Origin of the sequence: Gilliamella sp. ESL0441, assembly GCF_019469185.1 — a bacterium.
Classification (GTDB): Bacteria; Pseudomonadota; Gammaproteobacteria; order Enterobacterales; family Orbaceae; genus Gilliamella.
Window position 1 is genome coordinate 1,333,466 of the sequence record NZ_CP048264.1, and the last position, 12,587, is coordinate 1,346,052.

10 protein-coding genes are annotated in these 12,587 nt (G+C 34.4%); 5 read left to right on the forward strand and 5 right to left on the reverse strand.

Features of this window, described 5'->3' with window-relative positions:
• Position 1 precedes the first annotated feature (1 nt).
• Positions 2-2,800: a ribosome-associated ATPase/putative transporter RbbA gene (gene rbbA, locus GYM75_RS05865; RefSeq protein WP_220217220.1), complete on the reverse strand. Its 2,799-nt coding sequence runs from the start codon at positions 2,798-2,800 to the stop codon at positions 2-4.
• Positions 2,801-2,813: 13 nt separating this feature from the next.
• Entirely contained in the window at positions 2,814-3,887 is a 1,074-nt protein-coding gene (locus GYM75_RS05870) for an HlyD family secretion protein (RefSeq protein WP_220217221.1), read from the reverse strand.
• 351 nt (positions 3,888-4,238) lie between these two features.
• Between GYM75_RS05870 and argE the strand changes: the two genes are divergently transcribed.
• Entirely contained in the window at positions 4,239-5,396 is a 1,158-nt protein-coding gene (argE, locus tag GYM75_RS05875; protein ID WP_220217222.1) for an acetylornithine deacetylase, read from the forward strand.
• Between the two features lie 37 nt (positions 5,397-5,433).
• Here argE and rnz read toward each other — a convergent pair whose 3' ends face one another.
• Positions 5,434-6,351: a ribonuclease Z gene (rnz, locus tag GYM75_RS05880; protein WP_220217223.1), complete on the reverse strand. Its 918-nt coding sequence runs from the start codon at positions 6,349-6,351 to the stop codon at positions 5,434-5,436.
• A 5-nt stretch (positions 6,352-6,356) separates the two neighbouring features.
• Positions 6,357-6,584, reverse strand: a complete 228-nt coding sequence (locus tag GYM75_RS05885) for a YccJ family protein (RefSeq protein WP_220217224.1) — start codon at positions 6,582-6,584, stop codon at positions 6,357-6,359.
• Between the two features lie 75 nt (positions 6,585-6,659).
• Here GYM75_RS05885 and yaaA point away from each other — a divergent pair, with 75 nt between their 5' ends.
• Together yaaA and GYM75_RS05895 are read left to right on the forward strand one after the other, a co-directional pair.
• Positions 6,660-7,433, forward strand: coding sequence for a peroxide stress protein YaaA (gene yaaA, locus GYM75_RS05890; protein ID WP_220217225.1), 774 nt, complete (start codon positions 6,660-6,662; stop codon positions 7,431-7,433).
• A gap of 14 nt (positions 7,434-7,447) precedes the next feature.
• Positions 7,448-8,407: an AEC family transporter gene (locus tag GYM75_RS05895; RefSeq protein ID WP_220217226.1), complete on the forward strand. Its 960-nt coding sequence runs from the start codon at positions 7,448-7,450 to the stop codon at positions 8,405-8,407.
• An 11-nt stretch (positions 8,408-8,418) separates the two neighbouring features.
• Here GYM75_RS05895 and GYM75_RS05900 read toward each other — a convergent pair whose 3' ends face one another.
• The gene (locus GYM75_RS05900; RefSeq protein WP_220217227.1) at positions 8,419-9,276 is read right to left on the reverse strand and encodes a carboxylate/amino acid/amine transporter; all 858 of its coding nucleotides are present in this window, start codon (positions 9,274-9,276) and stop codon (positions 8,419-8,421) included.
• 1,006 nt (positions 9,277-10,282) lie between these two features.
• Between GYM75_RS05900 and GYM75_RS05905 the strand changes: the two genes are divergently transcribed.
• Both GYM75_RS05905 and GYM75_RS05910 read left to right on the forward strand, forming a co-directional pair.
• Positions 10,283-11,404: a hypothetical protein gene (locus GYM75_RS05905; protein ID WP_220217228.1), complete on the forward strand. Its 1,122-nt coding sequence runs from the start codon at positions 10,283-10,285 to the stop codon at positions 11,402-11,404.
• A gap of 329 nt (positions 11,405-11,733) precedes the next feature.
• Positions 11,734-12,417, forward strand: coding sequence for a toxin-antitoxin system YwqK family antitoxin (locus GYM75_RS05910; protein WP_220217229.1), 684 nt, complete (start codon positions 11,734-11,736; stop codon positions 12,415-12,417).
• Positions 12,418-12,587 lie beyond the last annotated feature (170 nt).

The following is a 12,587-nucleotide window of genomic DNA, read 5'->3' on the forward strand; positions in this document are numbered from 1 at the left end:
ACTACCCTTCCTGCTTTTTAAGAAGAAAAATACTGGCGCACAGCACAACAGGAATAGTGACTAATAATGCGAATAAAGAATTGTGTAAATCATTAAAACCAAGTGCTTTATTAAATACACCTCGTGCAATGATTAGCATATGTGTTGTCGGATAAACTTCACCGATATAACGCCCACTCCCCTCCAATGAAGCCACTGGATTGAGTAAACCAGAAAACTGAATAGCAGGTAACATAGTGCCAACACAGGTTAAAAATATCACTGCAATCTGACTACGTGTAATTGTTGACGCCAACAGCCCAAGACCCGTTGAAATAATACAATAAGCTAAAGCAGCCAAGCATAACGTGAATAAACTGCCTTTGATTGGCACGCCAAAAATAGTAATCGCCATAAACAGCAACAGCAAAAAACTAAACATAGAAATGATAATATACGGTACTTGCTTCCCTAATAAAAATTCGGCACGAGTCACAGGGGTAACATATAAATTAATAATCGATCCCATTTCTTTCTCACGAACAACCGATAAAGCTGCCAGCATGGAAGGAATCATTAATAATAAAATAGGAATAACCGCAGGTACCATTGATGGTAAGCTTTTTACATCAGGATTATATCGATACCGCGTCTCAATATTCGCCAAACTAGTAGAATCTTTACCTGACATTTCTTTCACTTTTTGACTTAGCCAAGCAAGGTGCATGCCTTGTACATACCCTTTAATGGTTTCTGCCCGTAGTGGCATAGCACCATCTATCCAAACACCGATATCAACGGAATCCCCTCGTTGAATATCTCGTCCAAAATTAGGCGGAATTTCAATCGCTAACGCAATATCATTACTTCGTAAACGGGCATCCATATCTGCATAATCCGTTATAGGCGGTCTTTCAACAAAGTAACGTTTTGAACCAGACAAATTAAGGGTATAATTTTGACTGATTTCACTTTGGTCACGATCAAGCACGGCAAAACGTAGATTTTCGACATCTAGCGTAATCCCATAACCCATAACGAGCATTAAGATCGCCGACCCCATTAATGCCAACATCGCACGCAAAGGATCTCGCGACAGTTCAAGTGTTTCACGCCATAAACAACCAATCATCCGAGTTAAACTGAATCCTTGAAGATGATTCGCTGGTGGGATGACTGTTTGGGATTTGTCGGCGGTAACTGGAGCTTCGGTCGATTTTTGTTGTGCATCACTATCATCAGCTCCAGCATCAACTAGATAGCGGATGAAGGCATCTTCTAAAGTCGATGCGTTTTTCGATGCAATAATATTATCGGGAGTATCACTTGCCAACACTTTCCCCGCATGCATTAAAGAAATTCTGTCACATCTTGCGGCCTCATTCATAAAATGTGTGGTAATGAAAACAGTTACTTTATCTTTACGGGATAATTCAATGATCAAACGCCAAAAGTCATCTCGAGCAATCGGATCGACGCCCGATGTCGGTTCATCTAAAATTAATATTTCTGGGTTGTGCACAACAGCGACCGATAAAGATAAACGCTGTTTAACCCCTAAAGGTAAACTATCAGGTAGATTTTGAGCATCTTGCTCTAATCCAAACCGTTTAAGAAGTTCAGAAACACGTTCAGGTATTTTACTTTCTTCAATGCCAAATAAACGTGCATGTAGAACTAAATTTTGCTCAACAGTTAATTCACTGTACAAAGAAAAAGCTTGAGACATATAACCTAAATGCCGTCTGGTATTAATATCATTGGCATCAACAGGTTTTCCAAATAACCAAGCTTCACCGGACGAAATAGGTAATAACCCGGTTAGCATTTTCATGGTTGTTGATTTACCACAACCATTTGACCCTAAAAAACCAAAAATCTCACCTTGCTTAATCGAAAAATTAACATGATCGACTGCAATAAAATCACCAAATTGCTTAGTTAGCCCTTTCGCTTCTATCGCTGTTTGTAGATTGTTATTTACATCCAAAGGTGGAATTTCAACGGCTTGATAGCCTTGTTTGGCGCTCTCTGGCATCAACTGAATAAAGGCATCGTCTAAATTATCTTTTCCTGTTTGGCTTAATAATGATTTGGGTGTGCCTGTTTCTAAAATTTTACCGCCATACATCGCAACAAGCCAATCAAAGTTTTGTGCTTCATCCATATAAGCTGTTGCGACAATAACGCTCATTTGTGGTCTTTGCTGCCGAATTTTATTTATTAATTGCCAAAATTGCGCTCGGGAAAGTGGATCGACCCCCGTGGTAGGTTCATCAAGAATCAGTAAATCGGGATCATGAATCAAAGCTGAACATAAACTAACTTTTTGTTTCATACCACCAGATAGTCGCCCTGCTGGTCTTGATAAAAAGGGATACAGCCCGGTACTTTTTGTTAATTCGTCAATACGACGTCGACGCTCTGCGGCATCATTACCAAATAAACGGGCGAAAAATTGAAGATTTTCCTCAACAGATAATGTCGGATAAAGATTTTTACCTAATCCTTGTGGCATGTATGCAATGCGAGTACACACCGCTTTACGATGTGACTTATCTCGCATATCGCCATCTAAAACATAAACTAAACCATCTTGAATGACATGTGCACCCGCAATCAAAGACAATAAACTTGATTTACCTACTCCATCTGGCCCAATTAATCCCACCATACATCGTGGTGGAATAGTTAAACTAATGTTATCCAGTGCACAATTCTTTTTATAATGCAGTGAAACATCAGTAATTTTAACCACTGCATCATCAATAGACTTAGCTTCTGTTAATAAAGCTAAATCCTTATTGTCTGAATCTGACATATACTATCTCCAATTATTTAGCTGGACATTTGGCTACATCAGATAAATCAGCTGGCCAGGATGTATTCGGATTAAGCTTAACCCAAGCCACACCAGGTAATCCTGTTTTAACTTGATTAATAAAACATTTTAATAATTCAGGATCGAGCTGCGCTTTTACTCTAAACATCAATTTTTGGCGCTCATCTTTTGTTTCAACTGTTTTTGGGGTGAACTGTGCGACACTCGAAACAAACGAAATTTTCGCGGAAATGGCCTTTTCAGGTAAGGCATCTAGAATAAGTCTAACTTCGTCACCGATGGCCATTTTTCCAGCCACGGTTTCAGGTAGAAAGAAAGTTAAATAAACATCATACAAATTAACCAGATTAAGTACTTTACCACCTGAAGGCATCACTTCACCTAATTGAGCAATACGGTATTGAATACGTCCATCAACAGGTGCAACGAGCGTACTATCATCAATATCGGCTTGGATTTGTCTGATATTGGCATCAGCAACATTAATGGCCGATCTAGCACTTTCTACACCAGCTTGAGCTACCTCAATAGCTGCATCAGCTGCCGTAACTTGTGATTTTGCCGAATCTAATGCAGCTTTAGCGCTATTAAATTTAGCGGTATCATCATCGTATTGTTGAATGGATAAAGCCCCTTTTTGATAAAGGGTGGTTGTTCGTTGAAGATGTTTTGAGGCGATATCTAAATCGCTTTCTCGTTGAGTGACACCTGCTAAGGCAGCAACTTTATCACTCATTTTCAAAGCAACTTGTGCTTTAGCACTTGCCTCATTACTGATTGCTTGTCGGTATTGAGCCTGTGCTTCATTCAACTGTGCTTGCAAAGTATCTGTTTGCATAACGACTAATGGTTGACCTGCTTTAACAAAATCCCCTTCATTTACATTAATTTTTTCTATTCGACCGGCTAATTTAGCTGAAATATTGATTTCGGTTGCTTCAATACGCCCATTTCCACTGGTAAAATCAGCACCATATCCATCTGTTTTTAATTGCTGCCATGCAATAAAAATAATAGCAAGAATAACGAGGGTAATAATAATCCATTTTTTGCTTATTTGTTTCATAATGATGCCTTGTAGAAAATGATTGATTTATAGTAATGATTAACAAAATCATTAATCGTTATAAACTATTGGGTCGTGATGATTAAATAATAGCAAATGTTTTTTACAAATAAAATCAGCATATAAAATAAACGCAAAAAATGTTAAAAAATTGAAAATCACCAGATCGTTACAAATCTATCACATCAAATTCCAACCTTTTGGCAATAAAGATTAACTGATCATGATACCTAAACAGATACAACACGGATTGAAATAAGCGAGTTAGTCATAGGCAAATCTTACAGTAAGTGATATGCTTGTCATCTTATTAATGGATTTAATTTAATTAGCAAGTTAAGGTGATTTTGTATGGCACTGCCCTCTTTTTTAACACTTTATAGTGAACTGATATCAACCCCAACAATTAGCAATGTGACCAATGAAAAACTCGATTTTTCAAACAAACCTTTAATAGACAAATTAGCTAACTGGTTTGAAGAGTTAGGCTTCAAAATTGAAATACAGCCCGTTCCGAATACGCGCAATAAATACAACTTATTAGCAACTTATTCAAATAATGAAAACCAGACACAAGGTGGATTACTGCTTAGCGGTCATACTGACACCGTCCCTTTTGATGAAGGACAATGGACTAAAGATCCTTTCAAATTGACGGAAGAAAACAACAAGTTATATGGATTAGGCACAGCAGACATGAAAGGTTTTTTTGCTTTTATACTCGATGCTTTACGTGATATTGATCTAACCAAACTGACTAAACCTATTTATGTTCTTGCTACCGCTGATGAAGAAACCACTATGGCAGGTGCATCATTTTTTGCTAAAAATACTCACTTACAACCCGATTGTACAATCATTGGTGAACCAACATCATTAATACCGATACGTGCACACAAAGGCTTTATTTCCAACTCAATCAAAGTCATTGGTAAGTCTGGTCACTCCAGTGATCCAGACAAAGGAATAAATGCGATTGAAGTCATGCATTTAGCTATCGCACAATTGTTAAAACTTAAGCAACAGTTTAAAGAACGATATCATAATGACGGTTTTACTGTTCCCTATCCGACGCTTAATCTCGGGGTCATTCATGGGGGCGATGCAGCAAACCGTATTTGTGGTTGTTGCGAGCTAATTATTGATATTCGTGTATTGCCAAACAACGATGTTAATTCGCTTTATCATGATCTCTGTCAGGCTTTACAACCGGTCATGGACAAATACCCTAACCGTATTTCGGTTGAATATGAAGTATCCCCAATTCCGGGTTATGAATGTAAAAAAGATCATCCTGCTTTACAGCAAGTTGAAAAATTAGTTGGTCAAACTGCGCAAACCGTAAACTACAGTACTGAAGCCCCTTATTTAAACCAAATTTCACCCACAATTGTATTAGGTCCTGGTTCTATTGAACAAGCACATCAACCTGATGAGTTTATTTCAATGGATTTTTTAAAACCGACTAAAATAGCTATCGAAAATTTGATTAAAGATTTTTGTTTATAAAAAATATCCTTTTCGCCGTAACAGTCGGCGAGAAGGATTAGATATTGAACGTTGAAAAATCACTCGCAATTTCCGTATTAGCAAATATGCTTCTTGCCTCATTAAGTAATTTATCATTATCTTTAAGGCTATATCTTGGGCTGATATGGGTCATGATAAGTTGCTTGGCATTGGCATATTTAGCAATCGTTGCAGCATGAACAGTAGTAGAATGCCCGCGTTCCAAGGCTTTTTCTTCCAAAGCATGCTCTTGAGTCGCCTCATGCACCATTAAATCAACATCTTTGGCTAGCGCAATCGAGGCTTGACATGGCACCGTGTCACCAAAAATTGCCAATTTTCGACCTTGCCTTACCGATCCTAAATAATCATTACCATGAATAACACGACCGTCTTCTAAGGTAACGGTTTTACCGGCTTTCAAAAGTGCATAGTGTGCGCCAATTTCGATATTATCTTGTTTTAATTTATCGATATCTAAACTGGCTGGTAAATCCTTTTCAATAATACGATAACCAAAACAAGGAACACGATGCTGCAACAATGTTGCTTCAACTTTGAACTTTTCATCTTCGAAAACCGTACAGTCTTCTTCAAGCTCGATAATATTGAGTGGATAACTTAACCAAGAGTGACTAATTGCGATAAACGTTTCAATAAATTGCTTCACCCCTTTAGGTGCAATTAAGGTTAAAGCGGATTGATTTTGCATTAAAGAACGCGTGGTTAATACTCCTGGTAGCCCAAACAGATGATCACCATGTAAATGTGTTAAAAAAATCATTTCAAGTTTTGCAAGACTAAATTTAACTTTTTGCATTTGCATTTGTGTGGCTTCACCACAATCAAACAACCACAATTTGCCTCGTTCTTGCAAAAGATCGAGCACAATACTACTTACATTACGCTCAGCTGTTGGGCAACCAGCACTGGTGCCTAAAAAAGTCAATTTCATAAAACTTAGATATTTTTACGCTCGATTGTTTGTTCACCCCAAAACAGTCTATCTGCTTTTGTTTTAGAAAAGGCAAGTGGCAATACTTCATCACTTCCTTCTGACCAAATTTGTTCAGCAAGCTTTTCATCATTATGTGCTAACTCAAAAATGGCTTCTGCAATTTCTAGAGATGTTTCACGAATTTTTGCCCAAGAACGAAGATCATGTATTTCTTTTTTGGTTTGATTCATTTTTATACCCCTTTTTTGCAAGATTAGGTGTAAAATACCCTCAATCTACATAAATTACAATAGGTGTATCACTTTATGCTAACGATAATTTCTCCTGCCAAGACCCTCGATTTTCAAAGTCCGCTTATCACAAAAACACACACATTACCTAAATTTATTAAAGATTCTGAGATACTTATTAAAGAGTGTAAAAAATTATCCGCCGACGATTTAGCTAAATTGATGTCAATTAGTCCAAAATTGGCTGAAGTAAATTATGAACGATTTCAACATTGGCATAAAGAATTTAATCTTGAAAATGCCAGACAAGCAATTCTTGCTTTTAAAGGTGATGTGTATGAAGGGCTTCATGTCGACGATTTTTCAGAAGCAGATTTAAAATTTGCTCAATCTCATTTACGGATCTTATCCGGACTTTATGGCCTACTCACCCCCCTTGACCTTATTCAACCCTATCGTTTAGAAATGGGGATACGCCTAAAAAACGGTCACAACAGTAATTTATATCAATTTTGGGGGGATAAATTAACCGACCAGTTAAATAATGAGTTTCATAAAAGTGCAAATCCAACGTTGATCAATTTAGCCTCGAATGAGTACTTTAAAGCCATTAAACCAAAACAGTTAAAAGCGACAATTATCCAACCTATTTTTTTAGATGAAAGTAAAGGTGAATTCAAGGTAATTAGTTTTTATGCCAAAAAAGCACGAGGATTAATGAGCCGTTACATTATCAAAAATAACCTCAATCAACCTGATGATATAAAAAGCTTTAACCTTGAAGGCTATCAATTTGATCCAAAACGATCGACGCAGTTAGAATGGTATTTTATTCGTAAACATCAATAAATAGTAATTATCATATGGCTTTTTTTTCTACGTTAGGACAACAATTTGTCGCAACATTACCGCTATTTATTCTTATTTTATTAGGCTATATAGCGGTTAAATTAGGTCGCTGGCAAAAAACGGTGACCGACAGTTTAACCAAATTCACCTTTTATATCGCTTTTCCGATTATGCTCTTTCAAATTATGAGCCATTTTTCCGAACATTCTGAAATCGATATGAAACTATTATTCGTTTTCTTCGGTAGCTCATTTATTGTTTTTGCTTTAGGCTGCTTAATTGCCTACAAATGTTTTCACCTAAATGGTTCTGAAAGTACGATGTTTGCTATGGGGGGAATCTATACCAATACAGTGTTTGTTGGTATCCCAATCATAAAAATGCTACTAGGTGACAGTGCAATTCCAATTGTTGCGATTATTGTCATCTTTAATGCACTTATTTTATGGACGCTAGCAACCGTATCGATCGAATTTGTACAAATGGGAAAACTTTCCAGCAAAGGATTTATTAAAGCATTCAAAAATGTCACCAAAAACCCTATAATTATAGGGATTTTTGCTGGTATTGCGGTTAATTATACGGGTATCGCATTACCTAAATTCATTCAACAATCCACAAAAATGGTCAGTGACATGACAGCACCTTTATCACTTATTGTATTAGGCATGGGGCTGGCCGAATATCAAATCAGGAACAAATTACACATTACCGCAACAATCTGTATGATAAAACTGGCAATACTACCTATTGTTACATTTGTGACAGGAAAACTGTTAGGATTACCCGTATTGGAATTACAAGTTATTGTATTATTAAGCTCAGTATCGATTGCGATTAACTGTTATATGATGGCAAGACAATTTGAGGTATTACAAGGCCCTATTGCATCAAGTTTACTCATATCAACAGCATTATCATCCATAACAACACCGTTGATATTATCCATCATGTTACAATTTGGCTTAACATAATGTTATTTAATTTATTTTGGGGAGTGGCGTTTTACCTTGTGATGAAGTATTAAAGCAAACACAATCACCACACTTCCAATTGAAAATCGAATCCAGTCAATGGATTGATGCCAAACTACGACATTAACCAAGATGCCTGTTGGAATAACTACGTTATTCATAATCGCTAATGTTCCTGAGTCCACTTTAGTCGCGCCATAGTTCCATAAAAAATAACACAAACCAGAGGCAATCACACCAAGCCAAATAATGATACCCCACTGTAAGTTGGTTGTAGGTAATTTTGAATAATCGCCAAACAATAACCAGCCAAGACTAGCAACAAGCACAGCCCCTAAATAGACCCATGCAAAAGCTTGATGTTGGGGCAATGGATAAAGTTCCATAATTCGTTTATACCCAACCTGCCCTAAAGCAAACACAACATTTGCCCCCTGAATTAATAAAAATCCAATAATAAAATCACGACTGATATGATCATAGCGAATAATAGCTGCACCAATAACGGCAATAATAGCCGTTAACAGATAACTATATCGAAGACGATGCCCTTGCAATATGTCATAAATGATCGTGACATAAATAGGCGTTGATATGGTAAAAAGAAGGACTTCAGGTACTGAAATATACTGAAAGGAATTATAATAAAAAAAGTACATAATCCCCAATTGACAGGCTCCAACGCCCATTAACAAAATCATCTGTTTAAAGCGGATACCACGAAATCGAAAAAAAGGAATAAAAGTAATAAAAGCTAACAAAACACGCATCACAACAGCAAACCAAGAGTCAACTTGTCCACTGAGATAAACAGCAATAAGACTGAATGAAAATGACCAAACAATCGTGACAAAAATAAGATAAAACATAAATCACAAATAACAAATTAAATTTAAATTGCACGCATCGTACCAATTCATCATTAACTTGTAAACGATTGATTACAATAATTGGTGACAAATAACGTTTATGATCTAAATTATTCAATCATTCTACACGACCACATCACTTGATAACCTGTATACAAATAATTAGTACTTTTCATCGAATACTGCCGTAGCAAAATCCATTCCACAAATAAATAGCCTAATGGAAAATAAAATTTTGAATGTTACACCCAATAATCGTAGATATATTGAACTTATTTCATATATTAAAGGAATATATACATGATTAAATTCAAATCATCCTGTAATTACTCAAGATGTTTCTAAATTGTAGTACTAAAATTTTTCAATATAAAAAATAGTGATAAAACAAAGAAAAGTTTGTTACTCTATTCCGCTATAAAGATACAGTCCGGTGACAATTGAAGGACAAAATTCAATCTATCCAAGAAGATTATAAATGGATGACACTATGAAATTATTGAAGATTTTAATCATAATATTATTAGTAATTAAATGTTTTACCAAAATTCTTATTTGTCAGGATGATCCTACCGTTTTTATAGTGTTGAAATTGAATCCTATTTCTGAAAATTATAGTTACATAAATTATTTAAGTCACAATAGTTATTATGTTTTGTTTACTGATGAAAATGAAATGATAGGACAAAATATACTTAATTTCATTTATGAAATTCCTTTAATTCTTTATATTTCAGTATTGCTTGTATTAATTTTTTTTAAACATAAAAATGCAAAAAATCATGTATAATAGCTAGGAATCTGATAAATCTATAAAAATTAATACTTTTATCCGTTAAGACCAACATATTAGACTGCCCTTTACCTACTGATAATAATACTGAAGCGAATGTAGGCATTGAGGATGACTACAAATATGCGGTATTTCACCAAAGAAAATAATTGAAACTATACCAAAATTTACACACAGAATATTCAGCTTTTATACAAAATTACCGGAAATTCAATGAATATGAAATTTTTCAAAAAAATGATGCAAAGTTTTGTGCCTTATAAAACAATAGTAAGTTGTCTATCCTTATTTTTATTGCTGGGTTGTTGTTATAATCACAATAATTCTTCTACTACAAATAATACTTATTCAGAAAATATTTACAGTAAGTTTCCCTATACGAACAAGCTTCCTTTTGGTAAAAAAGAACTGATATCAACACATTTTCCTAGAAAATGGACAACCCAATTTTTGCAAGAAAAATTTGAAAGAAGTAATAGTTGGATACAACGTAATTATGATTCAGTATTTTTTTATTTGAGTAAATATTCAAATGATTATTTATATCCAGAATTACATTTAAACCCTCGATTAACGATGCTTAAAAACAGATTTTGTGAATCTGAAATGAGTAATCTTTACTATGATAAACTAACACATTTTTTTGATGAGGATATTAAAAAAGATAATTACCTTTCACCAGTAAGCAAAATCAAAATTAATGATAAAAGTCTAAATCTATTTCTCTTAACATCTTCTCATATAACACTTAAAGACAAGCCAGTTTATAATAGTGAATACGATTCTTATAATTATGAGAGAATGGATTTAATCACAACAGATAGTACTAACATTATTGATAAATTGAATGTTTATTACTCTTTATCATGGGTAATTTATGGTTATGAAAAATTATTTTTTATAGATAAAAACAATATAATTCATATTAAATATTTTGAAGGAGACGAAGAGGATACGAATTTTATCCGTTATGAAAAATTCCAAATTTCGACTGAAGGCAAATTTATTCGATATTACGATCAAAACGGATTTTTCCAAAATGAAGAAGAACAAGGATTAGTCGAAAATCATACCCGTGAAGGTTTATGGATTGAGAAGAAGCCGAACGGTTATTATACTTATTCTCACCGTTATACTTATCTTGAAGCAAATTACCATAAAGGGTTACCTATTGGAATTTGGAAGTTTTATAAATTAGATTATCAAAAGAAACTAGATGGTTCTGCCGATCTATCTTCTGGTAAAAAAGGCATACTTTTGTACACAGAAACCTATAAAGACGGTGAACTTGTCGAACGCAAATTTGTGGATAAAGAAATTGATGAATTGAATTAAAGATTGTGTAGTAAACAAACGATTATTATGCTTATCACCCTCATAAATATTAACGGTGGTAAGTAAACAATAAATAAAAAAATAAACATAACAACTTAATATTTTTAGTTGTTATACTGTTGTCAATATAGGAAAGAAACACCCTGATGCTAGAAATAATGTAGGAGTTCTTTGGGGAAAAAATCAAACGAAATATAAAGTTTTAATCAAGCTTGATTATATTACACACCCTAAAGATGTAAAAAGTATTTACGACAATATGGACTTAATAGCAGAGCAACTTGCTCAAGGGCTAGAAATCAACATTGATAAACATTTTTAAGAATAAAATGAAAAAATTACTAATGGTGTCTATTTTTTTTGTTGGCATTTTGGCATGTGTTCAACGCATTGAAGAAAAAAAGATTTCAGAAACCACCCCGTCACATTCAGTACGAATTAATGAATCCAATACTCCGGAGGGTTTTCTACGATATGAATATTATATCAATGGCAATAAAGCAGCGGATTATATAAAAACTTACTATACTAAAGGCGGTCAATTAGAATCTGTGTATTATATGTCATCATATAAACCAGACGGCATTTCTGCTCAAGGATTTTACCCAAATGGAAAACTAAAATTCATCCGCTATGTAAGAGATGAAGTTAAAAAAGGAGATGTATTATATGTTATTTATTATCCTAATGGACAAATAAATCTTATAGAAACAATAGTTACTGACTCTTTAGAATTACCCAAACTCACTACTATGTACTTTGAAAATGGCGTTAAGCAAGGTGAAGGGGTTATGGATATGTATAATGCTACCACAATACCTGTAGGATTATGGAAAACATACGATGAAAAAGGCGATTTAATCGAAACCACCTATTATCATCCCGATGAATTCGGCAAAGACTATAAAATCGTAACTCAATATAAGAATGGAAAAGTTGTTTCAAAGAAAATTTACAATTTTGATGATTTATATGAGACTGAGTTAAAAGAGCTTTTCACCATACCGAAATAATAAATAGTTGAAAAATGAAAAAACAATGATTCAAAACTAATCCTTATAATGGTTGTTAGTTTTTTTGAAATTTAATAACAAGAGTCCGATAACAAAAGATATGTAACTAGAGTGTTTTTTATGATGATATCCCTAAATAATAAATTCATTATCACTACCCTATTAAGCCT

What these genes read in the sequence shown, in the direction of transcription:
- rbbA (WP_220217220.1), bottom strand. Translation starts at nt 2,800, where the DNA reads ATGTCAGATTCAGACAATAAGGATTTAGCTTTATTAACAGAAGCTAAG.
- GYM75_RS05885 (WP_220217224.1), bottom strand. Translation starts at nt 6,584, where the DNA reads ATGAATCAAACCAAAAAAGAAATACATGATCTTCGTTCTTGGGCAAAA.
- GYM75_RS05905 (WP_220217228.1), top strand. Translation starts at nt 10,283, where the DNA reads ATGAATATGAAATTTTTCAAAAAAATGATGCAAAGTTTTGTGCCTTAT.
- GYM75_RS05895 (WP_220217226.1), top strand. Translation starts at nt 7,448, where the DNA reads ATGGCTTTTTTTTCTACGTTAGGACAACAATTTGTCGCAACATTACCG.
- rnz (WP_220217223.1), bottom strand. Translation starts at nt 6,351, where the DNA reads ATGAAATTGACTTTTTTAGGCACCAGTGCTGGTTGCCCAACAGCTGAG.
- argE (WP_220217222.1), top strand. Translation starts at nt 4,239, where the DNA reads ATGGCACTGCCCTCTTTTTTAACACTTTATAGTGAACTGATATCAACC.
- yaaA (WP_220217225.1), top strand. Translation starts at nt 6,660, where the DNA reads ATGCTAACGATAATTTCTCCTGCCAAGACCCTCGATTTTCAAAGTCCG.
- GYM75_RS05870 (WP_220217221.1), bottom strand. Translation starts at nt 3,887, where the DNA reads ATGAAACAAATAAGCAAAAAATGGATTATTATTACCCTCGTTATTCTT.
- GYM75_RS05910 (WP_220217229.1), top strand. Translation starts at nt 11,734, where the DNA reads ATGAAAAAATTACTAATGGTGTCTATTTTTTTTGTTGGCATTTTGGCA.
- GYM75_RS05900 (WP_220217227.1), bottom strand. Translation starts at nt 9,276, where the DNA reads ATGTTTTATCTTATTTTTGTCACGATTGTTTGGTCATTTTCATTCAGT.